Consider the following 24,451-nt stretch of genomic DNA (forward strand, 5'->3'; position numbering starts at 1 on the left):
GCTTTTTTAATTGGCACCGTAAAGGGCATAGTCGGGCAGCGGCAGCTCAAGCTGCAGAAGCGATTCTTCAATATGCGAGACGGCCCTTTTGAGAACTTCTACCCGTGCAAACTTTTTATCATTTCCTTCAATCACGAACCATGGTGCGTGAGCAAAATCTGTTTTCTCGAGCATTTCTTCGGCTGCTTCCACATACTGATCCCACTTTTTCCGGTTGCGCCAGTCTTCATCGGTAATTTTCCAGCGTTTTAAAGGGTTTTGCTGCCGTTCTTCAAAACGTCGCAGCTGCTCGTCCTTGGAAATGTGCACCCAAAACTTCATCATTATGTATCGTTCATCTGTTAATGATTTTTCAAATGCATTAATTTCATCGTACGCCCGCTTCCATTCGCAGTTGACGGCATAGCCTTCAATTCGCTCAACGAGTACACGGCCGTACCAGGAGCGATCGAAAATCCCAATTTGCCCATGCTGCGGAAGCTTGCGCCAGAACCGCTGCAGGTAATGGTAGCGCAGCTCATGCGGCTGGGGAGCAGAAATCGGATGAACCAATACGCCGCGCGGATCGAGCTGTTCATTCATCCGCTTGATTGCCCCGCCTTTACCGGCCGCATCCATGCCTTCAAATGCAATAATTAAGCCGATTTTTTCATGAAACAGCGTTTGCTGCAGGGCAAGAAGGCGCCGCTGGTATTTTTCCAGTTCGGCTTTATACACCTTTTTATCGGTGAACTGCTTGTCCTGCTTTAATTTTTCCAATTGGATTTTCATCTTCATTCCTCCTTTTCTTTCCCATACCCATTATCGCGCTTTTTCAACATTTTTTAAAAATATTTGACACCGCTTTCAGTTGGCGTTATCATAAACAGCAAGTTCATAAATTTGTGACCGAGAACATGGAGACTCACATTGACACCCTTCAAAGGGACCAGTGTGAGTTTTTTTGTTTTCTGCTTTAAACGTCCCGGGCATAAAAGGCGAAACAACGAGAAGAAGGGATGAAAACAGAATGACACCTTTTATGGGAGAGTTGATTGGAACGGCGATGCTCATTATTTTTGGAGCGGGTGTATGCGCTAACACAAGTTTAAAAAAATCATTTGCCAATGGAGGCGGGTGGATGGTGATCGCGTTTGGCTGGGGACTGGCCGTTACAATGGCTGTGTATGCGGTAGGTGGAGCCAGCGGGGCGCACTTGAACCCGGCGATTACGATTGCACTGACGATTACTGGTTCTTTTCCATGGACAGATGTTGTATCATATGTAACAGCTCAAATGATCGGTGCCATCATCGGCTCGGCGGTTGTGTTTCTGCACTTTCTGCCGCATTGGGAAGAAACGGACGACCCTGGCGCGAAGCTTGGTGTTTTTGCTACATCGCCGGCGGTTAACCGCCCGTATGCCAACGTAGTGAGTGAAGCGATTGGAACCTTTATTTTAGTGATTGGACTATTAACTATTGGAGCGAATAAGTTTACGGACGGATTGAATCCATTAATTGTCGGGTTTTTAATTATTGCCATTGGGCTGTCGCTGGGCGGTACAACGGGCTATGCGATCAACCCGGCCCGTGACCTGGGCCCGCGCATTGCGCATTTTCTACTTCCGATTGCCGGTAAAGGCGGTTCGAACTGGAAGTATGCCTGGGTTCCGGTAGTAGGGCCGGTTTTGGGCTCGGTACTGGCTGCCTTCTTTTATAAAGGATTTTTCCTGAATGAAGGAACAGGCGCATTTTTTATTACACTGGCACTGTCGGCTGTTTTTATTTTCATGATCAAGCTTGCTTCAGCGGGGACTGCTGTGCAAAGCTATACACATAAATAAGGGGGATTTTGGAATGGAAAAGTACATTATGTCAATTGATCAAGGAACAACCAGCTCACGGGCGATTTTGTTTAATAAAGCAGGAGAAATCGTTCATTCTGCACAAAAAGAATTTAAGCAGTATTTCCCGAATCCAGGCTGGGTGGAGCATGATGCAAATGAAATTTGGGCATCCGTTTTATCCTGTATCGCAACGGTGTTAAGTGAAGTGGATATTCATGCCGACCAAATCGAAGCGATCGGCATTACCAACCAGCGTGAAACAGCAGTCGTCTGGGACAAAGAAACCGGCCGTCCCATTTATCACGCCATCGTCTGGCAGTCGCGCCAGACGGCAGATATCTGCGCGGATATTAAAGCGAAAGGCCATGAACAGACATTCCGTGATAAAACAGGGCTTTTGGTTGACCCTTATTTTTCCGGAACGAAAGTAAAATGGCTTTTGAATCACGTAGAAGGAGCACGCGAGCGGGCGGAAAGAGGCGAACTATTATTCGGTACGATCGATACGTGGCTGATTTGGAAGCTGACAGGCGGAAAAGCGCACGTGACCGATTATTCAAATGCGGCGCGGACGCTGATGTTTAACATTCATACGCTGGAATGGGACGAGGAACTGCTCGAGATTTTAACGGTGCCAAAGCAGCTGCTGCCGGACGTTCGTCCTTCTTCGGAAGTATATGGAAAAACGGCGCCGTTTCACTTTTTTGGACAGGAAATTCCGGTTGCCGGTGCTGCAGGAGACCAGCAGGCAGCGCTCTTCGGACAAGCATGCTTCGAGAAAGGCATGGCGAAAAATACATACGGCACCGGCTGCTTTATGCTTATGAATACTGGTGAAACAGCCGTGAAATCAGAGCATGGTCTGCTGACAACGATTGCCTGGGGTGTTGACGGAAAAGTAGAATACGCGCTTGAAGGAAGTATTTTTGTAGCTGGTTCTGCGATTCAGTGGCTACGTGATGGCATGCGGATGATCAAAACAGCGGCAGACAGTGAGAAATATGCGGAGCGGGTAGAGTCCACCGATGGCGTTTATGTGGTACCGGCTTTTGTGGGACTGGGTACGCCATACTGGGAAAGTGATGTACGAGGAGCCGTGTTTGGTGTTACACGCGGAACGGAGAAAGAGCATTTTATTCGTGCGGTGCTCGAATCTCTTGCGTATCAAACGAGAGATGTGCTTGAAGCGATGGAAGCGGACTCCGACATTTCGCTGAAAACGCTCCGTGTAGACGGCGGCGCCGTCATGAATGCTTTTTTAATGCAGTTTCAAAGCGATATGCTGAATGTGCCGGTTGAACGTACTCAAATCAATGAAACGACAGCGCTTGGGTCGGCTTACCTAGCCGGTCTTGCAGTTGGCTTTTGGAACGACCGGTCGGAAATCGCGCAAAACTGGCAGGTAGCCCGCACATTTGAGCCGGAAATGACGGAAGAGGTCCGTGAAACATTATACGCAGGCTGGAAAAAAGCGATAAAGGCTGCTATTGCGTTTCAATAACAGCAATGGTACAATAAATATAAGTTAATACATTGTCCGGAGAAACGGGAGAGACCTGAAAGCAAGACAGCATCGCTGTTTTGTTCTTTCAGGTCTCTTTTTGTTTATCCAGGGGTAAAAAGAAACAACCAACACTAAGGGGATGACAAAATGAAGTTCACTAATCACCAGCGGTCAGAAGCGATACAGACATTGCAAAACGGGCAGTATGACATTCTCGTAATTGGCGGTGGCATCACCGGCGCCGGCATTGCCCTTGATGCTTCCATGCGCGGCATGAAAACCGCTTTAATTGATATGCAGGATTTCGCGGCAGGTACATCGAGCCGTTCCACCAAGCTTGTGCACGGCGGTCTTCGCTACTTAAAACAATTTGAAGTGAAAATGGTGGCAGAGGTCGGCAAAGAACGGGCGATCGTATATGAAAACGGCCCGCATGTAACCACGCCGGAATGGATGCTGCTTCCGTTTCACGCAGGCGGTACATTCGGCCCGCTTTCCACGTCTCTCGGTCTCCGCGTTTATGATTTTTTAGCAGGTGTCAAGCGGTCAGAGCGCCGGAAAATGTTTTCGGCTTCAGAAACGCTGAAGCAGGAACCGCTTGTAAAGCGTGAAGGCTTAAAAGGCGGCGGTTACTATGTCGAGTACCGGACAGACGATGCACGCCTGACACTTGAAGTGATGAAGCGGGCAGCCGAAAAAGGGGCACACTGCCTGAACTATGTGAAAGCGGAAGGCTTTACATATGAGGACGGCAAAGTAACCGGCGTTCAAGCTATTGATCAATTAACCGGCCAAGCGCTGACTATTACGGCCGCCAAAGTGATTAACGCTTCCGGCCCATGGGTAGATGAAATGCGTAAAAAAGACGGAAGTGAAAACGGCAAGCACCTCCGCCTGACAAAAGGCGTTCATATTGTTATCGATCAGTCCGTTTTTCCGCTTCAGCAGGCTGTTTACTTTGATACGCCGGACAAACGGATGGTGTTTGCGATTCCGCGTGACGGCAAAACGTATGTCGGTACAACTGATACATTCTACAACACCGATCCGATCCGCCCAGATATTACAGCGGAAGACCGCGCTTACCTGCTTGATGCAATCCGGTTTATGTTTCCTTCCGTAAAGGCAGGCGAAGCCGATATTGAATCGTCCTGGTCGGGTGTCCGCCCGCTTATTTACGAAGAGGGCAAAGACCCGTCTGAAATTTCCCGTAAAGATGAAATCTGGGAAACTGAATCCGGCCTGCTGACGATCGCTGGCGGGAAATTGACGGGCTACCGAAAAATGGCCGAAACCATTGTGGACCTGGTTGCCAAGCGGCTGAAGGAGGAACGGGGCGTTCTTTACAGCCCATCCGAAACGAAGCACCTGCCGATCTCAGGCGGTGATGTGGGCGGCTCGGCGAACTTCCAGGCGTTTGTACAATCGAAAACAGCAGCCGGTGCAGCCAAAGGCTTTACTCAAAAGGATGCAGAAAAAATTGCCCGTATGTACGGGTCCAATGCGGAAAAAGTATTTGCCTACAAGGAAGACAGTGAACTGCCGGACTTGTTACATGCCCAGCTCATGTATGCAATTGAGGAAGAAATGGCGTATACGCCGGCAGACTTTTTCATCCGCCGTACAGGGGCCCTGCTGTTTGATATCCAAACTGTCCTTATGTACAAAGAGCAGGTGATAAACAAAATGGCCCGGCTGTTCGGCTGGTCAGAAGAAGAAAGGGCCAAACATGCCACAGAGCTTCAAAAAGAGATCGATGCCTGTTCGTAAGGGTCCGTATCCGCTATAATAAGGATACTTATCCATAAAAGGCTGTGAAAAACGTGACAAAAAACAAAGTCGCTGTCGTGATTGGCCCGACAGCATCCGGAAAAACCGATTTAAGTATTCACCTGGCCAAACAATTCGACGGTGAGGTGATCAGCGGGGATTCCATGCAGATTTACCGGAGGCTTTCCGTCGGAACCGCAAAAGTAACAGAAGAAGAAATGGACGGGGTCCCGCATCATTTAATTGATATTAAAAATGTAGATGAACCTTTTTCTGCTGCCGAGTTTCAGCAGCTCGCCCGCGAAAAAATCGCGGATATCAACGCGCGGGGCCGGCTGCCCATCATATGCGGCGGCACGGGTCTTTACATTCAATCTGTTTTATACGACTACCAATTTGCCCGTGAAGAGACAGACGGCACCGTTCGGGCAGCTCTTGAAGCAGAAGCGGACAGAGTAGGGCCACAAGCGCTCCATGATGAGTTGAAGCAGGTGGACCCTGTAACAGCTGCCACGTTTCATCCGAACAATGTGCGCAGGACGATCCGGGCGCTTGAAATTTACCGGACAACAGGCGAGCCGCCATCCCAGCGGCCAAGTGCCGAAGCACCAACAGAAAAATACGAAAGTGCCATGATTGGGCTGACGATGGACCGAGATGTGCTGTATAACCGAATCAACCGCCGGGTAGATTTGATGGTCGAGCAGGGCTTATTGGAAGAAGCAGAATGGCTGTACCGCCAGCAGCTGTCCGATGTGCCGGCTGTTCAGGCGATTGGCTACAAAGAGCTGTTTCCGTTTTTGCGCGGTGAGCAGACGCTTGAAGAAGCGCTCGATGTGCTCAAGCAAAATTCACGCAGGTACGCCAAACGCCAGCTTACCTGGTTTCGCAATAAAATGGAGATTGACTGGTTTGATGTAACGGATGAAGCTGCACGAAAAGAAAAAAAACAACAAATTTGCTCGCTGCTGGCAGGAAAGCTGAATCTAAGGTAGAATTAGTAATAATGGATTCAGAGAGAAAGAGGAGGAACCAAGCATGAAACAGCCAATTAACATTCAAGACCAATTTCTAAACCAGCTGCGCAAAGAAAATACGATGGTTACCGTATTTTTACTGAATGGATTTCAGCTGCGCGGGCTGATTAAAGGATTTGATAACTTTACCGTTCTGGTAGAAACCGATGGGAAACAGCAGCTTGTGTTTAAACATGCCATTTCGACATTTGCTCCTCAGCGCAGCGTCAATTTGAATTTCGAAGAACAATAAGAGAAGACTCCAGAGATCCGCCTAGGGCGGGTCTTTTTTTTGTGCGCCTGCATATCTTTTCTTATAAAGGAGGGGCGCAGCATGAAGCAGACAAACAAGGAAGGCCGTATTCATGTCGTCCTCAACCCAAAAGAAAAGCCGGCGCCGCTTGCTGACGGCTGGCCGGAGCATCCGGAACACGGGGTGCTTCGCAAGATTGAAGAAGAAATGGATACGTTAATTGGCCTGAGCGGCCTCAAAATACTCATACGGGAGCTGTATGCAGCAGCCTATATCAGCAAAAAGCGCATCGAAGCCGGCATCGATACGCGCGGGCAAATGCTGCATATGCTGTTTACCGGAAACCCGGGCACCGGAAAAACAACCGCTGCGCGGCTGTTTGCTTCGATGTTTAAGCGGATCGGACTGCTGGAAAAAGGTCATTTTATTGAAGCTGAGCGGGCGGACCTGGTCGGGGAATATATCGGTCATACGGCACAAAAAACACGCGATCTCGTTAAAAAAGCGCTTGGCGGCGTGCTGTTTATTGATGAAGCCTACTCTCTGGCGCGGGGCGGAGAAAAAGACTTTGGCAAAGAAGCGATTGATACGCTTGTGAAACAAATGGAGGATCATCAAAACAGCTTTATTTTAATACTGGCCGGCTATCCACGGGAAATGGCGCACTTTTTGTCGATGAATCCGGGGCTTCAGTCAAGATTTCCAATTGTTCACCACTTTCCGGATTATACAACGGAGGAGCTGCTTCAAATCGCGGATGTGATCGCCAGAGAAAAAAATTATGAAATCGACCGGGAAGGCCGGGCTGTCCTTCAGGCGATGATTGAACAGGAAAAACGGCGGGCGGGGTTTCGTTTCGCAAACGGGAGGAATGTGCGGACGCTCATTGAAAAAGCGGCCCGGCGCCAGGCGATCCGGCTGATGAAGCAGACCGCCCATTCAAAAAAAGAGCTGAAAACATTGAAAGGGGAAGATTTTCAATTGTCACAATAAAAAAACATATGTTAGAATGTCCAAAAGGATGATGAAGATGAAAAAAAAGCCTGTGAAGGAAAGAATCATTGAAACCGCTTTAGTAATGTTTGAAAAACACGGCTACCACGGAGTGACCATCGACCAGATTGTAGATGAGTGCGGAACGTCAAAAGGCGGATTTTATCACAATTTCCGCTCAAAAGATGAGCTGCTGTACCATATTCATGACGTGTTTATTTCGTATCTGCTTAATAAAGCCAAAGAATCGTACGAAAAAGAAACAGACCCTGTTTCACGAATGTGCGGAATCATTACTTCGTTTACAAAAATCTTTGATTTGTATAAGCCGCATATTACGGTATTCTACCAGGAAAGTACGTATTTAAAAGGAGATTTTGAAAAGCAGATTAACGAAAAACGTGACCAGTACCGCCAGCTGCTTCTCCAGATTATCCGTGAAGGACAGGAGAATGGCGATTTCCGTCCAGAAGTGCCGGCTGAAATTTCCACCATGGCGATTATGGGAATGATCAACTGGATGTACAAATGGTTTAAAAAAGAAGGCGAATTATCGATTGAAGATATCGCCCGTATTTTTAATGATATGATGCTGCATTCCCTGTTGACCGAAAGCGCCATGAAAGCCGGGAAAGGAGATCAATTCCTGCTAAAGAAAGAATCCGTTCAGTAAACGGGTTCTTTTTTGCACAAAAAAAGCCCGTCTGAGACGGGCTCTTACAGTTTAACCGTACGTTTTGGCAGATGCCAGCCGTATTTGTAAGAAAGAATACGCAGCACCGTAATAAACAGAAATAAAATAATAAGCTGCGCCGGCGTCTCTGCACCGCCAAGGGCAATAATCAAGCCGGCAAGCGCCGCCCAGACGCCATATACTTCATCGCGAAGCAGCGCAGGCTTTCGCTGTGCCAGCACATCTCGTACAAGCCCACCGCCGCTTCCAGTCAGTACAGCTGCCACAACAACAGCACTGAGCGGATGATTCATGCCGGCTGCATATAATGCGCCCTGCACAGCGAAAGCAGCGAGGCCGATCGCATCAAAAAAATTCCCCCATACCGGCCAGTGGCGGAGCAGATTTTGTGGAAACAAAATGACCGCCGTAATGGAAAGAGCTGCGATCGTAAAAAATTCTCCCTGCTCCCACAGCGCGGAAACCGGAACGCCGATCAATAAATTCCGGATGGCACCGCCCCCAAACGCGGTAATCATCCCTAAAATATATATGCCAAACAAATCATACTCTTCTTCCATTGCCACAATTGCCCCTGAAATCGCAAACGCAATCGTGCCAAGGATCGTAAAAACATCCCATGTAAGCTCCATTCCGAACCTTCCTTCATTCAAAATGATTAATGTTCGGCTTCTATTATAAACCATTCTTTTAATTCACATCTACTTTTTCTTTCAAGAAATTCGGTATTTTGCTATGATGAAAAAAGCGAATAAGAAAGTAGGAACACAATAATGACCAGCATATTTGATTTACTGAAAAACGGCGCTGCCATCGGCGAAAAAGCGGCAGAGGCAGAGGCGAAAATTGCCGGTACTCACCGGCAGATTGACGAGCGGGCGGAGTTCAATCAATTTCGTGTACTCAAAAGCTTTCAATCGAATCAAGTAAGTGATTTTCACTTTACCCCATCTACCGGCTATGGTTATGATGACGCGGGAAGGGAAACACTTGAAAAAGTATACGCAGACGTATTCGGCGGTGAAAATGCCCTTGTGCGTCCACAAATTATTTCAGGTACGCACGCGATCACCATTTCACTGTTCGGCATTTTGCGTCCCGGCGATGAATTGCTTTATATTACCGGAAAACCATACGATACATTAGATGAAATTATCGGCATAAACGGACCATCCAATGGTTCACTTCGTGAATTTGGTATTTCCTATCGGCATGTAGATCTGGATGAAAACGGCCGGCCGGACTTTGACCGTATCCGCGCCAGTATCAACGAACGGACGAAGATGATTGCGATCCAGCGTTCAAAAGGCTATGCCGTGCGGCCGTCTTTTACGATAGAAGACATTCGAGAAATGGTTTCGTTTGTGAAAGAAACCAAGCCCGATGCTGTCGTGTTTGTAGACAACTGCTACGGGGAATTTGTGGAGCAGGAAGAGCCGCTGCATGCCGGCGCTGATTTGATGGCCGGCTCCCTCATTAAAAACCCGGGCGGCGGCATTGCTAAAACCGGCGGCTACATTGTTGGCAAAAAGGAATATGTGGAAAGCTGTTCGTACCGCATGACCTCACCGGGCATCGGAGCGGAAGCAGGCGCCAGCCTTTACAGCCTTCAGGAAATGTACCAGGGGCTGTTTCTCGCTCCGCATGTAGTGGCGGAAAGCTTAAAAGGCGCTGTGTTTACAGCAGCAATGCTTGAAGGCTTTGGCATGAATACCACACCGGCATGGAACGAGCCACGCACAGATTTAATTCAAGCGGTAGAGTTTGGTGACCGCGATAAAATGGTCGCTTTTTGCCAGGCAATTCAGTTTGCCTCGCCTGTAAACTCGCATGTAACCCCGCAGCCTGCTTATATGCCGGGCTATGAGGATGACGTAATTATGGCGGCAGGCACATTCGTACAGGGTGCCAGCATCGAACTGACCGCAGACGGGCCGCTGCGTCCGCCATATGCGGCATACGTACAGGGCGGACTTACGTATGCGCATGTAAAAATCGCGGTGGCAAGCGCGATTGACTATTTAATGGAAACAGAAAAAATCTGACAACCTATGAGTCAACAAATGAATGAAGTGTGACAAAACGTTACACCGAGTTGACAAATGATCTTACATGATTTATAGTAAAGGTATCAGATCAGATAAGAAAAAGGAGGGGGATAATATGAGCAGCCAAATACGCCGGACGATGCCGCTTTTTCCAATGGGAACCGTCATGAAATTAACGGATTTAACCGCAAGGCAGATTCGCTATTATGAGCAGCATCAATTAATTACCCCGGATCGTTCTGATGGAAACCGGCGTCTCTATTCATTGAACGATATTGACCGCCTCTTAGAAGTGAAAGATCTTCTGGACCAGGGCATCAATATGGCCGGGATTAAAAAAATCCTGCTTAAAGACGGATCGCAGGAGCTCGAATTAGAAACAAGAGATAGTGGCCAAAAACCGAAAAAAGAGTTCACGGATGAAGAACTTCGCAAGCTGCTTCGCAAAGAACTGATCAATGCTGGGCGCTTCAACCGTTCTTCTGGAATGGACCGGCGGTTTTTTCACTAATCTTTTGCATACAAGGTTTACATATTTGAGGAGGAATGGATACAAATGGGTAAGTACACACGTGAAGACATTCAGCGCTTAGCGAAAGAACAAGACGTAAGATACATTCGTCTTCAGTTCACAGACATTCTTGGCACAATCAAAAACGTAGAAATTCCAGTGAGCCAGCTTGACAAAGCGCTTGATAACAAAATGATGTTCGATGGATCTTCAATCGAAGGTTTTGTGCGTATTGAAGAATCTGACATGCAGCTTTATCCAGACCTTGACACTTGGGTTGTATTCCCTTGGACTGCTGAAAAAGGTAAAGTAGCGCGTCTTATCTGTGATATCTACACTCCAGAAGGCGAGCCGTTCGCAGGCGATCCGCGTGCAAACTTAAAACGTGTTTTAAAAGAAATGGAAGAGCTTGGCTTCACAGACTTCAATCTTGGGCCTGAGCCGGAATTCTTCTTGTTCAAATTGGACGAAAAAGGTGAACCAACTCTTGAGCTAAATGATAACGGTGGATATTTCGACCTTGCGCCAACAGACCTTGGTGAAAACTGCCGCCGCGACATCGTACTTGAGCTTGAAGAAATGGGCTTTGAAATCGAAGCATCTCACCACGAAGTAGCACCAGGACAGCACGAAATCGACTTTAAATATGCGGATGCCGTTACAGCTTGTGACAACATTCAAACATTTAAACTTGTTGTTAAAACAATTGCCCGCAAGCACGGCTTGCACGCGACATTCATGCCAAAACCATTGTTCGGTGTAAACGGCTCTGGTATGCACATGAACTTGTCTCTATTCAAAGACGGCAAAAACGCGTTCTTTGATGAAAGCGGCGAATTGAAACTAAGCGAAACAGCTTACCAATTTATCGCAGGTACAGTGAAAAACGCAGAAGCGTTCACAGCGATCTGTAACCCAACAGTTAACTCTTACAAACGCCTTGTACCAGGTTACGAAGCTCCTTGCTACGTTGCATGGTCAGCACAAAACCGCAGCCCGCTTATCCGTATCCCGGCATCACGCGGCATGAGCACACGTGTAGAAGTACGTTCTGTTGACCCATCAGCGAACCCGTACCTTGCAATGGCTGTGCTTCTAAAAGCAGGTCTTGACGGTATTAAAAACAAAATGCCAGCTCCAGCTCCAGTAGACCGCAACATCTACGCAATGGACAAAGAAGAGCGCGAAGCAGAAGGCGTACGCGACCTTCCAGCGACACTAGCAGCAGCTCTTGAAGTGTTGAAGCAAAACGACACAATCAAAGACGCGCTAGGCGAGCACATTCTTGAGCATTTCATCGAAGCAAAAGAAATTGAATGGGATATGTTCCGCACTCAAGTACACCCATGGGAGCGCGAACAGTACATGTCAATGTACTAAAATGGACAACCCCTTGAGCCGTATGGCTTCAAGGGGTTTTTCTTGTTTTGGTCAAAAGCTATTTTTATAGTTTATTTTAGCTAATGACCAAAATCGGACCAAAATTATTTTAAAAACCGATTTGCGTACTTCTCAAACTCCTTAATTGTCTCCTTATTTAACCGGTCACTAATATGTGAATACACATCGGCTGTAACGGCCATGCTTCCGTGTCCAAGGCGTTCCTGGATATATTTCATGCTGGCGCCTGACTCGAGCAGCATAACAGCATGCGTGTGACGCAGTGAATGGATTGGCAGTTGTGGAAGGCCGGCTTTCTTTAAAGTGCGTGAGAAAGCATTAAATAAAGTTGATTTTGGCAAGAAGTCACCATTATTCCGGCAAAAAACTAAATTGTAATCATGACGGTACAAATCATTTAACATCAATTTATTTTTATTTTGCCACTTTAAATGATCTTTTAATTCGCTACATAAAGAAGGACCCATAATAATTGTTCTTGATGAACTAAAGGTCTTGGTGTCTCCAAAAAGTTCTTCTTCATCATTAGCTTGAAAATCCAGCGATCTTGTAATAGAAATTTTCCCCTCGTTTAAATCAACATCAGACCATTGAAGAGCAGCAGCTTCTCCTTTTCTCATTCCTGTCTCGATTAATACTTTAAAGAACATATAGTAAATATAATTATCTTCATAGGCCGTTTTCAGAAACAAAGTAATATTTTCGGGAGAAAGGTATTTTAATTCCTTTCTTTGTGGCTCGCGTTGCTTTGGTATAGTGGCACCAATACATGGATTGCTTTTGAGCTTTTGAAGAACAACAGCCTTTTGCATAGCATTAAACATGGTTCCGTGAATGATCTCAATAGTGCGTTTGCTGTAGTTTTGGTCAGCTAATTGGTTCAAAAACTTCTGATACATAAAAGGCTTTATATCTTGCAAGTTCAAATTTTTAAAGTGGGGTAGAAGATGCTTTTCAACATTTCTCTCATGTAGAATATATGTATTTTTGCGTACTGTGCCTTTTTTGTACTCGAGTAGCCAGCTTCTTAGGAAGGAAGAGAGAGATAAAGGTTGACGATTAATTTCAAAACCCTCCTCGATCTCAACTTCTACTAAAGATGCTGCAGCTTGAGCTTCTTTTTTTGAACGAAAACCGCCTTTAGATTTTATTTTGTATTCCTGATCAAAGGGGTCCTTATAAGAAATACGGTACTCCCATGATTTTCCGCGTTTTCGAAATGAAGCCATGTGAACGATCTCCCTTCTGGTACGTTGTTTTGAGTGTAACGATAATACAATACTTGATCGATATCTGTCCTAGGACAAAGCATGACTAAAATGGTTGTTGAGAGTAAATAAGAAAGTAAGTTTTGTACTATTTCTCAACTAAGTTATCTTTTTGAGAATATATGTTCTTTTTGGGGTTAAAAAAAATAGCGATGAAACCACTGATTAAATCGAGCTGCAGCAAACCAGGGCATCACATTAAATTTCTCAGAAATAATGGGAATAGCTTCTTGTAAGGAAGAGGGAAGTTCAATCTTTTCAAGCATGAATCCTGGTACGCAGAAATAAGCTGCAAAGTGCTCAGCCTGCCATTCTTGCATCATACGTAAACCATCAGGCAACAGAGTTTGATTGCCAGCATGGCGCAATATGTGAGCTAATTCATGGGCAAATTCTTGCCATTGAACAGGGAGAGGTACTTGTTTGTTAATTAAGATCATCACGAATCCTGCATCATAAACGCTTTTACTGGGTGTATCAATGTAATCAATAAGAATGCCAAGTCTACGAGAGATTAACTCCATGTCGATTTGTTCGGGATGTTCAATATTCATGTTTCTATAAAGTGCTTCAACAAACTCTTCAAGGTGTGTTTTTGTATAGCTCATGCGACCGCCTCTTTTCCAATTTACAAATATGGGAATATACGTTTGGTTAATAGTATATAATACATTCTAGTAAAATAAAAGCGAATAAGGTTATTTTTTGTAAATACTCTTTCATTTTTGGAAAAACTATTACAAATTAACAGGTGGGAGGTTATAATCAAGATAATACATAGAGGAGGAAACCATTTTGAAGAAACCCTTTGCTTTACTATCAAGTGCTATCTTTGCGCTTGGCATCGCTGCTCCATTTGCGGAAGCAGCTTCGTTTAAAGACGTGCCAGAGAGCTACAGATTCCAGGAAGAAATTGATTTTCTGTCAGATCTAGGGATCATTAGTGGTTTTCCAGATGGGCGGTTTGCACCGGACAACCAGGTAACCCGTGCCCAGGCTGCGATTATGATTGGACGGACTCTTGAGCTTGATGGTACCAAACGACCGACGCCATTCATGGATGTAGGTATTAATACGGCAGCGTCAGGGTATATCACGGCGGCCGTTGAAGAGGGCATTATTTCAGGATTTCCGGATGGCACATTTAAACCGGATCAGACCGTCACACGTGGTCAGCTTGCAATTTTGTTGACACGTGCATTTGAACTGGAGAATTCAGCACCGGTGACATTCAAAGATGTTTCACAAAGCAGTGCTGCGTATCCTTACATTGGCAAAATCATCGCGGCAAATATTACTGCAGGCTATCCAGATAATACATACCGACCAGACACAGCTGTGACACGCGGCCAATTTGCAGCTTTTATGTCGAGAGCATTAGACATTATGCCGGGTATCAAACTGCCTGATTTCCATGTAGATTTTCTTAATGTAGGACAAGGAGACGCAATTCTGCTGACGTTCCCAGAAGGGAAAAAGATGCTGATCGATGCAGCGCGCGGGGATACGGCCATTTCAACAGCATTGACTGATTTAGGCGTTTCTTCTATTGATACGTTTGTCGCAACCCATCCGGATGCCGATCATATCGGTGGTGCGGATTACGTCATTAAAAACTACGGCGTGAAAAATGTTATTGATTCTGGCCAGGATCATACAACGGAAACCTACCTTGACTACCTTGCGGCTATCCAAGCATCTGGGGCTTCTTTTAAGATGGCTAAAGAAGGACAAGATATTTCTCTCGATGAAAGAATATCGGTAGAAGTTCTGCACGTTGACAGCGATGCTGCAGATCTAAATGACGGTTCTATTGTACTTATGGTCAGCTATGGTGACATTGAGTATCTATTAACTGGAGATGCCGGTATTGAAGTGGAAGAAGAGCTGATTGAGCAGTATGATTTAGATGCGGAAGTATTGAAAGTGTCACACCACGGCTCGGATACAGGTACTTCACAGGCATTTGTTGACGCGGTGGATCCGTTAGATGCGATTTTATCGTATGGTGAAGGCAATCAATATGGCCATCCTACATCAAACGTTGTGAATCGCTTAACGGCTGCGGGTGCTGATATATGGCATACGCCTGAAGGTAACATTGAAACCTGGACTGATGGCCAGTATGTGTATTTTAGCCAGGACGATGAAGGTACTGTTATTTTGCCGGAACCGGCTCCAGAACCAACGCCTGAACCTGAACCAACACCAGAACCACCAGTTCAAACAGGTTTCACCAACTGCACCGAATTACGTGAAGTGTATCCGGACGGTGTGAAACGTGGCCATCCAGCTTATCAAGACAAAATGGATCGTGATCAAGATGGATGGGCGTGTGAAAGATGAAGCCTGGCATCTACACTGTTGATTCGATCGAAAAAGGGCTAGTAAAATTGCTATTACGTAAGGATGAATTGGTTGAAGAAGTTGTATCGGCTGAGCAACTGGCCACTGAACTGCAAGAAGGCGATATTTTGAAGGTCGAATTGCTGGATGGCAGTGTACAGGCTGAAGTGTTAAAAGAAGAAACAGAAAGTATAAAAGAGCAGGCACACCGTTTAAAAGAAGAGCTGCTAAAACGAAATAAATAAATGAATGTAAAAACACCGGATCACTTTAATTAGTGTCCGGTGTTTTTATTTTAATCCACGTCTCTTCAATACTTCCCATATTTGTCTTATTTCTTCAAGTTGATCTTCTGGTGCTTCTTTCATTTCACGAAAGAACAGTCCTGTTTCTGGATCATTAAAAAATTCGAGCATTTCGCGTTCCTCATCACTTAAGTTTGATTCTTTGTTTGAAATTTTTTCTTTTCCTGTAATTAAGTAATCAATCGTTACATTGTAAAACTCAGCGAATTTTTGAAGTATATCATAATCAGGTTTTCTTTCACTGCGCTCATACATACCAATTGTACTCTCACTTAATCCAAATTTTTTGCCAAATTCTTTTTGTGAGAGCCTTGGTGTATTAGTCAATCGAAGTTCTTTTAAACGATCTCCTAATTGTTTCATAAAGCATCACCCTTTCTCAATAATAACACATAACGTGTTACCAATTTAACTTTATTTATATTAAAACTTTAAAAACAACACGATATGTGTTGACAACACGTATTGTGCGGGTGTATATTTGATTTACAAACAGCACGCATTGTGCGGATAGGGTGGTGAATATGAACGCAAAAGTAATTGGTGAAAAGCTTTTAAAATTAAGAGGCAACAATTCAAGAGATAAAGTTGCCTTAGATTTGGAAATTAGCATTAGCGCTCTCCAAATGTATGAGAATGGCAAACGTATCCCAAGAGATGAAATCAAGGTTAAAATTGCAGGATACTACGGCGTCACAGTTCAAGAGCTTTTTTTTGAAGATAAACAACACAAAACGTGCGGTATCAAAAAGGAAGTCAGCTAGGAAAGGAAGGTGATCAAGAATAGAGGCGCTTCACGGCCTCGCCTTCCACAAACGGCGAATTTTTTTCATAAGACAAGCTTACTGGAACAGATGTACATCCATAATCTGAAACTTAGTACAAAAGGAGGGATAACATGCAAAATCTAATTTCTGTTTCTGTGGATCAGGAAGCATTGTTGGCAATCTACCGTGAAGAAGTCCAAAAGAAGCTCGAGGAAACCAGTAAAGATTTGATTCTGTGGGATACAAAAGAATTATCGCGCCGTACATGTATGAACTTGAACACCATGCAGAAGTACTTCTTTTTCGACGAACGCTTTCCAAAATACTTAATCGGTAACAAGTGGTACTTCCCAGCGAAAGAAGCGGAAGCGTTTCTTATCACTTGGTTTGAGGAGCAGCGTTCAAAGAAGAAAAGGGGGAACCATGCATGAGCATTGGAAAGAAAATTACAGAAGCAAGAGGGCGAACAGGCGATTCACAAAAGTCGTTAGCCGAAGAAGTATTTATGTCGCAAGAATCCATATCTAAATACGAAAATGGCAGCCGGCGGTTTCCAAAGAATATGCATAAGCCGGTTGCCGAAGCACTTGATGATGAACAGTTTTATTTCGAAGTGTGGGAAGAGACCACAGGGTTTGTGAGCATTCCTTATTTTGACGGGGCTTATATAGATCGCAAGGCATCTTCCATGGTGTATCTGGTCAAAAGCGAAACAAGTGAAGCGCTCCTTCATGTAGAGCAGATGACATGGTTTAAGCCGGCTAATCAACGTGATGAATCTGAAAAAGAAGCAGTTGAGAGAACGATTTTAGAATTGCTCGATGCAGCTGCTTCAATGGTGAATTTAGTTGCGGAGCTTTGCAAGGAGAACCACTTATCAATGAAAGCCATCTTCCGACAGTGGCGGGTTAGTCTCAAGGCAAGGAAGTACGAAGCATGAAAAAGAAGGACAAGCCAAGGAAGCGGCGTCAGCCATATTCAAGGATTAAGAAAATGGTTATTCGATTAAATCAAAAAAACATTCCAGTGAAAGCGGTGAAACGTTATGTATTGGATATTTGATGCGGCGCAAACAATCCTTTTAACAATCATGGGAATCAGTATTTGGTTAATGGCCTGGGTGACACGGCCTGTGTGGGATCGATATAAAAAAGAGCAAAAAAATAACGCCCGCTGATAAAAATATCGGAGCGAACGTTACTTATGTATGGGTACATCATACCACGTTGTTAATCGATATGCACTAAGTATTTGTCGATAAATGTCGAAAAATTTTCGTCTCACATAATTTCGCACCCTATCAATAAAACATCATCCAACAGAAAGAAGGTAAACGAAATGGATCATCCACTTATACAGCAAATTGAACGGACAGGTTTTCCAGAGCATTTTCAAGAGCGTGAATCTGACTATCCAATAGAAGACATTTTTGGTGATGAGATTATGAGCAACGATATTTATTTCGTTATGAAAGATGGCTCAGTTGTATTGGAACAAAATCTTGCTGAATATGCAGTCCAGTATTTAGACGCATCCGAAAAACAAGCGGAAGCATGAAAAAGACTCCTGTTGGAGCAGGAGTCGACTGTTTAAAAATATTTCGTTAAGAACATTCTACTGTACTTCAAAAAATCAATCAAGGGAGTGAAGAATTTGGCAAAGAACATGGGTGCCATTTCAACAGTTGATCTATCCCGCCATGACTGGCTTATGGCAAGACGCAATGGCATTGGTGGCAGTGATTGTGCTGCCATTGCTGGTGTCAATAAGTACAGCTCACCGATGAAAGTATATCTGGAGAAAACGAATCAAATTGAATCGGAAGAGATTTTTACGGTGAACGATCAGGGCGGATTTGAAGACGGAAGTGAAGCTGCTTATTTCGGGGTCTTAAACGAAGACTTAGTTGCCCAAGAGTTTTCCCGTCGTACTGGATTAAAAGTTCGCCGGCGGAACGCGATCTTAAAACATCCTGAGCATGATTTTATCTACGCGAATGTGGACCGGTTGATTGCTGGCAAAAAAGAGGGACTTGAATGTAAAACAGCTTCTGAGTTTTTAAAAGGAGAATGGGAAGGCGATGAAATCCCAGCGTCTTATTTGCTGCAGTGCCAGCATTACATGGCAGTAACCGGATATGAGGCTTGGTGGATTGCAGTCCTGATTGGCGGCAATAAATTTATCCATAAACGAATTGAGAGAGATAAAGAGCTGATTGATTACCTCATCAATATTGAAAAAGAGTTTTGGGAAAATCATGTCTTGACCAATAACCCACCGCCATTTGATGGAACAGCTGCTTCAAGCGACCTGCTTAAAGCTCTTTATCCGCAGCATGAACCAGGAACTTCTATCAATTTGACGACCGATCTACAGGTCTACATTGACTCATATAAAGCGCTGGAAGCAGACAAAAAAGAGATTGAACTTAAAATGGCTGAATGCCAAAACATCTTGAAAGATGCCATGAAAGAGAACGAAACAGCTTTTATCGGTGATCAAAAGATTACATGGAAAGCTCAGTTTTCAAACCGAATTGATTCTGCCCGGCTCAAGAAAGAAAAACCGGAAATTTACGAAGAATACGTCAAACAAAGCATTTCCCGTCCTTTCAAAATTAAATAATTGGAGGTTTTACTGTGGCGACAAATAACACTATGAAAAATGAGTTAGCTAAGAAACAGCAGAACGCACCGTCTAAACAGGTAGCGCCAGAACAGCAGCTGAATGGCTTATTAAAACGAATGGGTCCTGAAATTCAAAGGGCTCTTCCAAAACATATGGATGCTGATCGAATGGCACGTATTGCTTTAACTGCAGTCCGGACTACACCTAAACTTCTTGAGTGTGATCAAATGTCATTCCTTGCAGCACTTATGCAGTCAGCTCAGCTGGGCGTTGAACCAAATACAGGACTTGGCCAGGCTTATTTGATTCCGTATGGCAAGCAGGTACAATTTCAGCTTTCCTATAAAGGACTTATCGATCTAGCAGTGCGAAGTGGTCAGTACAAAGCGATCTACGCACACGAGGTGTATAAGAACGACGAATTAACTTTTGAATATGGTCTGTATAAGGATTTAAAACATATTCCGGCGAGTGTTCCAGAAGGAGAACCAATTGGCTATTACGCAGTGTATCACTTACAGAATGGCGGTTTTGATTTTGTTTACTGGACGCGTGAACGCATTGATCAGCATGCCAAGAAGTTTAGCCAGGCTGTTCAGAAAGGGTGGACAAGCCCTTGGAAAACTAACTATGACGCGATGGCAAAGAAGACTGTTTTGAAGGAAGTTTTAAAGTATGCTCCAAAATCGATTGAATTTCAAAAGACAGTTGAAGCTGATTCAACTATTAAGAAAGAAATTGCTCCAGATATGAGTGAAGTAATCGATGTGCAGCCTGAGCTAATTGAGCTGCCGGAAGAACACCAGGAGACACAGCTTGAACAGCCTGAGAAGAAAGAAGGAAAAAAGCCGTCAGCAAAGGATATTGATTTTGACTCGATTGATATAGCAGAAGAAGACCTTCCATTCGGTAAGTAGTAATGGAATACAAAATGGTGATACCGAGTTTTATAAGGCAGATGAGCAAAGACAACGATGAATATATCCGATGGGTGAGAGGCTACTTTAAGTCTTCTCATCCTCATCTAAAGCTTCTGCGCATTGAAAAACAGGCAGTACTGGTTAAGAAAGAACACTAAGGCGGTGATTTGGTGCCAGACAGTTATCCGTTTCCAATGTACTCCGGTTTGTTGGAGCCAGAACATTACAAAAAGATCGGTTCAGCATTGTGGCTATTTCTCTGGTGTGTCAGTTCAACAACAAAAGAAGTCGAGCGAGACGGGGTGAACTGGGGCATCGTGCTAGGAAACAAGCCGTTGAAGAAGAAAGACATTGCGCCAATTTTCGGAGTTAGCGAAAAGACAGTAGAGCGCTGGATCAATGACCTGGAGAAATACGAGTATATCAAAACTACCCGTGCTCCTCATGGATTAATTTTTTCAGTAAGAAATTCGAAGAAGTACATTAATAAGCCAGACATATCTGTCGCATCAGAAAAAAGTGATACGACAGATATGTCGGTTCATTCACTCAGTGATGAGACAAAAATGTCTGATCAGTCGGATAGTGATACGACATATTTGTCCAAGAGAAGCGACAAAAGTGTCGCATCTAATAAAGATATTACAGGGATAAACAAAAATACTAATACTACTAAAGAATCTGACCCTGTCGATTTAATCGCTGAACGGTTTGCAGATTTGAAAACAGCCCAGCAAGGCAAAGTAAGTTTTCCGAGCATTGAAGATTATCAAGAAATCGCCCAGATAGTCGTCCACGGAGTGTCGGTCTCCCGAACTATCGAATTTCTTGAGCAATGCTTTGCGGATTATAAAAAGCGTAAGCCAAACGGCAAGATTACCAGTTTTAAATATTGCAAGGACTATATCCTTGATCACCATCAAGCCTTAGAAGCAAAAGAGGCTGCCAAAATTTTAGCGAAACGGAGGATACCAGACGATGGCAAGAAAACTAGCGGACATCATGGCCGAACTTCACCAAAGAGGGATTCCCTCACCGGCGGCAAAACCGGTTGGCTTGGCAGAAAAAAAGGTTAATTGCTTAAAGTGTGAAGACCAGCTGATGATCAATTACCGTGTTCATAAAGATGCTGAATGGACTGAAAACCCTGACACCGGAAAGCTGACTCCAGATCCGAACCGAATGGTGCTTGAATTCGATTTTCTTGCAATGAGGGTATGCGGACCGGAAGAAGCAAATCAGTGGCAGCAAAAACATTCTGTACGGTGTGACTGTGTGAAGAAGGTGCGTCTGCATCGGCTGATGAAATCCAGTGACATTACGGACGAATTCAAACAACTTGGCTTCCAAAATTTCAGAACGGACGGCAAAGCTGCGATTGTTGCTGACATGAAAGAATGTGCCATGGATTACTACAAAGAATTCGATAAAATCCGTGGCGGGCGAGCTAACAGCATGGCGCTCCTCGGACAGCCTGGCAGCGGAAAAACACACCTGCTGATGGCGATATCGAATAACTTGCTCATTAAGAAAGGCATTTCAGTTCACTACTTTCCTTACGTGGAAGGCTTTAATGACCTGAAAGAAGATTTTGAGCAGATAGCACCCAAGCTAGACCGAATGAAAAAAGCAGATGTGCTGTTTATTGATGATCTGTTTAAGCCGGTAGGCCGGGGAACAAATCGTAAGCCTCGGGCAACCGAGTGGCAGATCGAGCAAATGTATGCAGTAATCAACTACCGATACCTAAACCATCTGCCAATCCTGGTTTCATCCGAACTGGATGTTGATCAGCTTGATGAAGTGGATGAGGCGCTTGGCTCCCGAATTTATGAAATGTGCCAAGATTTCACGGTTGTGATCGAAGGGAATCGACTGGAATTAAATCATCGTTTGGAGGGATTAAAGGGTGTCTGAACAAAACAATTCAATCATTTTACAAAGCAGTGATTCGCGTCAGGTGGCATATAAAGGAGCTGGAATGTATACGTTTCAGCCGCAGCCTGGGCGAAAGCCGCTCACGGATGAAGAATGGCAGGCCAGAAGGGTGGCATTTGATAAGCGCATTGAAGAAGCCCGCAAACGACTTAAAGAAGAGAAAGCAGGAGGTGATGCTGCGTGAACAGACACCAAGTATGCCAGCTACTAGTCAATCACCATCGAGAAAAGGGCAAGGAAATGGGTGTAGTTGAAATGATCATTGCTTGCGGGGAAACAGAACCAGCACAAATCCTGGACGGGCATCGGATGTTCAGCCGATATCTGGATAACCTAAGGATGGAAATCCGAGGCAAATAATCTAGAAAGGAAAATTGTTATGAAACCAATTGAAGGATATGAAAACTTAACCGATGCCGAGCGCAGATTATTTATTCAAGCACATCAAAAGCATTTATTATCTTTATCAAGCAAAGAACGTGAACAGTATGGACTTGGAAGCATCGCTGAAGTGAAAGCTAGTTCTCAGCAGGACGTCATTGAGGTTCGTTTCTTAAATGGAGAGCATCGGAAATTTACAGTTAAAGGTATCTTGCACTAATTAAAACATAGTTAACATTGTGCAAAATTCATTAAATTATCGAAAAGAATTAATAAATAGTATTTGGGTGGATTAAAAAACAAAAGCCCTTAGCGAAAGGGCTCTTGGTTAGTCTTCTCTATATTTATAGGCGCCATAAGACGCTCCCAGCTTGCTCTCAATGTAGTCTTGTGGGTTTGCTGTGAAAATCCCCTTATCCCTGACAGCTTGAATTACAACATCATTATACATGTTTGCAACTCGGCACAGCCCATCAATTATATCGTAAAGCTCTTGATTGTCGTATGTTTGAGCAACGGACCATTCTTGAATTTCATGTAGTTTTTCTCTTACATCATAAAGAGCTTCTAATTCGAATTTTTCATTAAACATTTGATGCACCTCCAAGTTGTTGTACTAACCTAATCCTATTGTTTAGAGGATTAGATTATTACAGGAATGAAGCAAAAACTTGAAGAAGCTCTTTCATTTTAGAAAGTTAATCAAAATAAAACGACTAGTTTAAAAGAATTAAGGTCGAGAATTGGAGTGAACAATTAATGGCATATCGTGGAGCAGTAATAGTTCAGCAATGGACACCAGAGGAAGTACAAGCTTATTGTGCTGAAAAGTTTGGGTCAAAGCGACCGGCTTATGTGAAGATAGCAGAACAAGAGGATGCTCTTCGATTTTCAAAAAGTAGTGAGCGAAAAAGGAATGATCTCTGTCTGACGCGGCCAAACAAGCAGCAGTACGAGCGTTATCTTAAACAGGGTTTAACGGAAAAAAACATTATTAATCGATATCCTCATTTACCGTCTGGTTGGCTGGAGGAAGCGAAAAGGCGGTGGGGATTTGCATAAAAAAACCCCCGGGGTACGCCCGGGTTTAGAGTTAGCATAGCGAACTGAGGTGCCTGCTTGGAGTAAGCATTGATAAAGTGTATTTCATCAGAAGAAAAAATATGCGTAATAGAAATTGAAAACAAAAAAGCAGCCAGGCGGGAACCTGACTGCAGGGAGGATTTTTTCTTGTGAAGAAGAATAGAAACTCCTTTTATACAAGGAATTTCTATTTCAATAACTAGAATTTAAGAAGTAATTCGATATCTTTTTCCATATCAATTGGGTCAGTAGTTGCTTCGTAACGCTTAAGGACAGTTCCTTTTTTATCAATTAGAAATTTAGTAAAGTTCCATCTAACCGCATCGCCAAAGAGGTATTCTGGATGTTTCTCTTTCAATAAAGGGATTAAGACTTTTGCAACTGGATGAGATTCATTAAAACCTTCAAATGGTTTTTTAGAAGCAAGATACTCAAATAGCGGATGAGCACCCTCATCACGCACATTTACTTTCTGGAACATTGGAAAAGATACACCATAACGCAGGGTACAGAACGATTGAACTTTATCATTATTATCAGGCTCTTGCCCTGCAAACTGATTGCATGGGAAACCCAAAATAACAAAATCTTTTTCTTTGTAGCGATCGTACAGGCGCTGTAAATCCTCGTATTGAAATGTAAAGCCACATTGACTGGCTGTGTTAACAATCAATACTACTTTATCCCTGTACTTTTCTAAGCTGATTTCCTGTCCGTTCATTGCCTTTGCTGAAAAGTCATAAATACTCATATGTTTTCCTCCGTTGTAAGCGTAATGCATTGAATAGGTTTTTGTT

General features: G+C 44.1%; 31 protein-coding genes. 24 read left to right on the forward strand and 7 right to left on the reverse strand.

Translation table 11 applies throughout. The features are described from left to right. Positions 1 to 6: 6 nt before the first annotated feature. Positions 7 to 771: a polyphosphate kinase 2 family protein gene (locus RIN81_RS02635; RefSeq protein ID WP_309087145.1), complete on the reverse strand. Its 765-nt coding sequence runs from the start codon at positions 769 to 771 to the stop codon at positions 7 to 9. 238 nt (positions 772 to 1,009) lie between these two features. Between RIN81_RS02635 and RIN81_RS02640 the strand changes: the two genes are divergently transcribed. The 7 genes from RIN81_RS02640 to RIN81_RS02670 all read left to right on the forward strand — a co-directional run bounded on the left by RIN81_RS02640 (position 1,010) and on the right by RIN81_RS02670 (position 8,037). Further along, on the forward strand, positions 1,010 to 1,825 hold the full coding sequence (locus RIN81_RS02640) for an MIP/aquaporin family protein (protein ID WP_309087146.1): 816 nt from the start codon (positions 1,010 to 1,012) through the stop codon (positions 1,823 to 1,825). 13 nt (positions 1,826 to 1,838) lie between these two features. Next, positions 1,839 to 3,329 carry a glycerol kinase GlpK gene (gene glpK / locus RIN81_RS02645; RefSeq protein WP_309087147.1) on the forward strand — a complete coding sequence of 497 codons (1,491 nt, stop codon included), beginning with the start codon at positions 1,839 to 1,841 and terminating at the stop codon, positions 3,327 to 3,329. 150 nt (positions 3,330 to 3,479) lie between these two features. Next, complete coding sequence (locus tag RIN81_RS02650) at positions 3,480 to 5,102, forward strand: glycerol-3-phosphate dehydrogenase/oxidase (RefSeq protein ID WP_309087148.1); 1,623 nt, start codon at positions 3,480 to 3,482, stop codon at positions 5,100 to 5,102. A gap of 53 nt (positions 5,103 to 5,155) precedes the next feature. Further along, positions 5,156 to 6,097 carry a tRNA (adenosine(37)-N6)-dimethylallyltransferase MiaA gene (gene miaA / locus RIN81_RS02655; RefSeq protein WP_309087149.1) on the forward strand — a complete coding sequence of 314 codons (942 nt, stop codon included), beginning with the start codon at positions 5,156 to 5,158 and terminating at the stop codon, positions 6,095 to 6,097. 43 nt (positions 6,098 to 6,140) lie between these two features. Continuing rightward, positions 6,141 to 6,371 (forward strand): RNA chaperone Hfq, encoded by a 231-nt coding sequence (gene hfq / locus RIN81_RS02660; protein ID WP_242234506.1) that lies wholly within the window; start codon positions 6,141 to 6,143, stop codon positions 6,369 to 6,371. Between the two features lie 81 nt (positions 6,372 to 6,452). Beyond that, positions 6,453 to 7,364 (forward strand): AAA family ATPase, encoded by a 912-nt coding sequence (locus RIN81_RS02665; RefSeq protein WP_242234507.1) that lies wholly within the window; start codon positions 6,453 to 6,455, stop codon positions 7,362 to 7,364. 37 nt (positions 7,365 to 7,401) lie between these two features. Next, positions 7,402 to 8,037 carry a TetR/AcrR family transcriptional regulator gene (locus RIN81_RS02670; RefSeq protein WP_251270171.1) on the forward strand — a complete coding sequence of 212 codons (636 nt, stop codon included), beginning with the start codon at positions 7,402 to 7,404 and terminating at the stop codon, positions 8,035 to 8,037. 44 nt (positions 8,038 to 8,081) lie between these two features. Here the strand turns inward: RIN81_RS02670 and RIN81_RS02675 are convergent, their stop codons facing one another. Then, positions 8,082 to 8,690 (reverse strand): trimeric intracellular cation channel family protein, encoded by a 609-nt coding sequence (locus RIN81_RS02675; protein ID WP_242234509.1) that lies wholly within the window; start codon positions 8,688 to 8,690, stop codon positions 8,082 to 8,084. A gap of 141 nt (positions 8,691 to 8,831) precedes the next feature. Here RIN81_RS02675 and RIN81_RS02680 point away from each other — a divergent pair, with 141 nt between their 5' ends. The 3 genes from RIN81_RS02680 (at position 8,832) to glnA (ending at position 11,997) form a co-directional block, all read left to right on the forward strand. Next, positions 8,832 to 10,103 carry a methionine gamma-lyase family protein gene (locus RIN81_RS02680; protein ID WP_309087150.1) on the forward strand — a complete coding sequence of 424 codons (1,272 nt, stop codon included), beginning with the start codon at positions 8,832 to 8,834 and terminating at the stop codon, positions 10,101 to 10,103. Positions 10,104 to 10,221: 118 nt separating this feature from the next. After that, positions 10,222 to 10,617, forward strand: a complete 396-nt coding sequence (locus tag RIN81_RS02685; protein WP_242234510.1) for a MerR family transcriptional regulator — start codon at positions 10,222 to 10,224, stop codon at positions 10,615 to 10,617. 45 nt (positions 10,618 to 10,662) lie between these two features. Continuing rightward, a complete protein-coding gene (gene glnA, locus RIN81_RS02690) occupies positions 10,663 to 11,997 on the forward strand; it encodes a type I glutamate--ammonia ligase (RefSeq protein WP_242234511.1) in 1,335 nt (444 codons plus the stop codon). A 104-nt stretch (positions 11,998 to 12,101) separates the two neighbouring features. Here glnA and RIN81_RS02695 read toward each other — a convergent pair whose 3' ends face one another. Together RIN81_RS02695 and RIN81_RS02700 are read right to left on the reverse strand one after the other, a co-directional pair. Next, on the reverse strand, positions 12,102 to 13,247 hold the full coding sequence (locus RIN81_RS02695; RefSeq protein WP_309087151.1) for a site-specific integrase: 1,146 nt from the start codon (positions 13,245 to 13,247) through the stop codon (positions 12,102 to 12,104). A 176-nt stretch (positions 13,248 to 13,423) separates the two neighbouring features. Beyond that, positions 13,424 to 13,894 (reverse strand): ImmA/IrrE family metallo-endopeptidase, encoded by a 471-nt coding sequence (locus RIN81_RS02700; RefSeq protein ID WP_309087152.1) that lies wholly within the window; start codon positions 13,892 to 13,894, stop codon positions 13,424 to 13,426. A 187-nt stretch (positions 13,895 to 14,081) separates the two neighbouring features. Between RIN81_RS02700 and RIN81_RS02705 the strand changes: the two genes are divergently transcribed. Next, a complete protein-coding gene (locus RIN81_RS02705; protein ID WP_309087153.1) occupies positions 14,082 to 15,632 on the forward strand; it encodes an S-layer homology domain-containing protein in 1,551 nt (516 codons plus the stop codon). Beyond that, positions 15,629 to 15,877 carry a DUF3006 family protein gene (locus RIN81_RS02710; protein WP_309087154.1) on the forward strand — a complete coding sequence of 83 codons (249 nt, stop codon included), beginning with the start codon at positions 15,629 to 15,631 and terminating at the stop codon, positions 15,875 to 15,877. Before RIN81_RS02705 ends, RIN81_RS02710 begins: the two co-directional genes overlap by 4 nt. A 45-nt stretch (positions 15,878 to 15,922) precedes the next feature. On the opposite strand, the gene RIN81_RS02715 is transcribed toward RIN81_RS02710, so the two are convergent. Continuing rightward, on the reverse strand, positions 15,923 to 16,300 hold the full coding sequence (locus tag RIN81_RS02715; RefSeq protein WP_309087155.1) for a helix-turn-helix domain-containing protein: 378 nt from the start codon (positions 16,298 to 16,300) through the stop codon (positions 15,923 to 15,925). A 161-nt stretch (positions 16,301 to 16,461) separates the two neighbouring features. Here RIN81_RS02715 and RIN81_RS02720 point away from each other — a divergent pair, with 161 nt between their 5' ends. The 11 genes from RIN81_RS02720 to RIN81_RS02770 all read left to right on the forward strand — a co-directional run bounded on the left by RIN81_RS02720 (position 16,462) and on the right by RIN81_RS02770 (position 22,791). Then, positions 16,462 to 16,701: a helix-turn-helix transcriptional regulator gene (locus tag RIN81_RS02720; RefSeq protein ID WP_309087156.1), complete on the forward strand. Its 240-nt coding sequence runs from the start codon at positions 16,462 to 16,464 to the stop codon at positions 16,699 to 16,701. A 134-nt stretch (positions 16,702 to 16,835) separates the two neighbouring features. Then, on the forward strand, positions 16,836 to 17,135 hold the full coding sequence (locus RIN81_RS02725) for a group-specific protein (protein ID WP_309087157.1): 300 nt from the start codon (positions 16,836 to 16,838) through the stop codon (positions 17,133 to 17,135). Continuing rightward, on the forward strand, positions 17,132 to 17,644 hold the full coding sequence (locus RIN81_RS02730) for a helix-turn-helix domain-containing protein (protein ID WP_309087158.1): 513 nt from the start codon (positions 17,132 to 17,134) through the stop codon (positions 17,642 to 17,644). The genes RIN81_RS02725 and RIN81_RS02730 overlap by 4 nt, the downstream gene beginning before the upstream one ends. Positions 17,645 to 18,042: 398 nt before the next feature. Next, entirely contained in the window at positions 18,043 to 18,261 is a 219-nt protein-coding gene (locus tag RIN81_RS02735; RefSeq protein WP_309087159.1) for a YqaI family protein, read from the forward strand. Between the two features lie 108 nt (positions 18,262 to 18,369). Next, the gene (locus tag RIN81_RS02740) at positions 18,370 to 19,329 is read left to right on the forward strand and encodes a YqaJ viral recombinase family nuclease (protein ID WP_309087512.1); all 960 of its coding nucleotides are present in this window, start codon (positions 18,370 to 18,372) and stop codon (positions 19,327 to 19,329) included. A 14-nt stretch (positions 19,330 to 19,343) separates the two neighbouring features. Continuing rightward, the gene (locus RIN81_RS02745) at positions 19,344 to 20,249 is read left to right on the forward strand and encodes a recombinase RecT (RefSeq protein ID WP_309087160.1); all 906 of its coding nucleotides are present in this window, start codon (positions 19,344 to 19,346) and stop codon (positions 20,247 to 20,249) included. Between the two features lie 173 nt (positions 20,250 to 20,422). Then, positions 20,423 to 21,328, forward strand: coding sequence for a hypothetical protein (locus RIN81_RS02750; RefSeq protein WP_375164475.1), 906 nt, complete (start codon positions 20,423 to 20,425; stop codon positions 21,326 to 21,328). Then, entirely contained in the window at positions 21,231 to 22,169 is a 939-nt protein-coding gene (locus tag RIN81_RS02755) for an ATP-binding protein (protein ID WP_309087162.1), read from the forward strand. Before RIN81_RS02750 ends, RIN81_RS02755 begins: the two co-directional genes overlap by 98 nt. Beyond that, a complete protein-coding gene (locus RIN81_RS02760; protein ID WP_309087163.1) occupies positions 22,162 to 22,374 on the forward strand; it encodes a hypothetical protein in 213 nt (70 codons plus the stop codon). Before RIN81_RS02755 ends, RIN81_RS02760 begins: the two co-directional genes overlap by 8 nt. Next, positions 22,371 to 22,550 (forward strand): hypothetical protein, encoded by a 180-nt coding sequence (locus RIN81_RS02765; RefSeq protein ID WP_309087164.1) that lies wholly within the window; start codon positions 22,371 to 22,373, stop codon positions 22,548 to 22,550. The genes RIN81_RS02760 and RIN81_RS02765 overlap by 4 nt, the downstream gene beginning before the upstream one ends. 19 nt (positions 22,551 to 22,569) lie before the next feature. Continuing rightward, complete coding sequence (locus RIN81_RS02770) at positions 22,570 to 22,791, forward strand: hypothetical protein (RefSeq protein ID WP_309087165.1); 222 nt, start codon at positions 22,570 to 22,572, stop codon at positions 22,789 to 22,791. A 108-nt stretch (positions 22,792 to 22,899) separates the two neighbouring features. Here RIN81_RS02770 and RIN81_RS02775 read toward each other — a convergent pair whose 3' ends face one another. Beyond that, positions 22,900 to 23,163 (reverse strand): hypothetical protein, encoded by a 264-nt coding sequence (locus tag RIN81_RS02775; RefSeq protein ID WP_309087166.1) that lies wholly within the window; start codon positions 23,161 to 23,163, stop codon positions 22,900 to 22,902. Between the two features lie 167 nt (positions 23,164 to 23,330). Between RIN81_RS02775 and RIN81_RS02780 the strand changes: the two genes are divergently transcribed. Continuing rightward, positions 23,331 to 23,633 (forward strand): hypothetical protein, encoded by a 303-nt coding sequence (locus RIN81_RS02780; RefSeq protein WP_309087167.1) that lies wholly within the window; start codon positions 23,331 to 23,333, stop codon positions 23,631 to 23,633. A gap of 220 nt (positions 23,634 to 23,853) precedes the next feature. Here the strand turns inward: RIN81_RS02780 and RIN81_RS02785 are convergent, their stop codons facing one another. Beyond that, the gene (locus RIN81_RS02785) at positions 23,854 to 24,405 is read right to left on the reverse strand and encodes a glutathione peroxidase (RefSeq protein WP_309087168.1); all 552 of its coding nucleotides are present in this window, start codon (positions 24,403 to 24,405) and stop codon (positions 23,854 to 23,856) included. Positions 24,406 to 24,451 lie beyond the last annotated feature (46 nt).

The organism is Domibacillus sp., assembly GCF_031181085.1.
Classification (GTDB): domain Bacteria; phylum Bacillota; class Bacilli; order Bacillales; family Domibacillaceae; genus Domibacillus.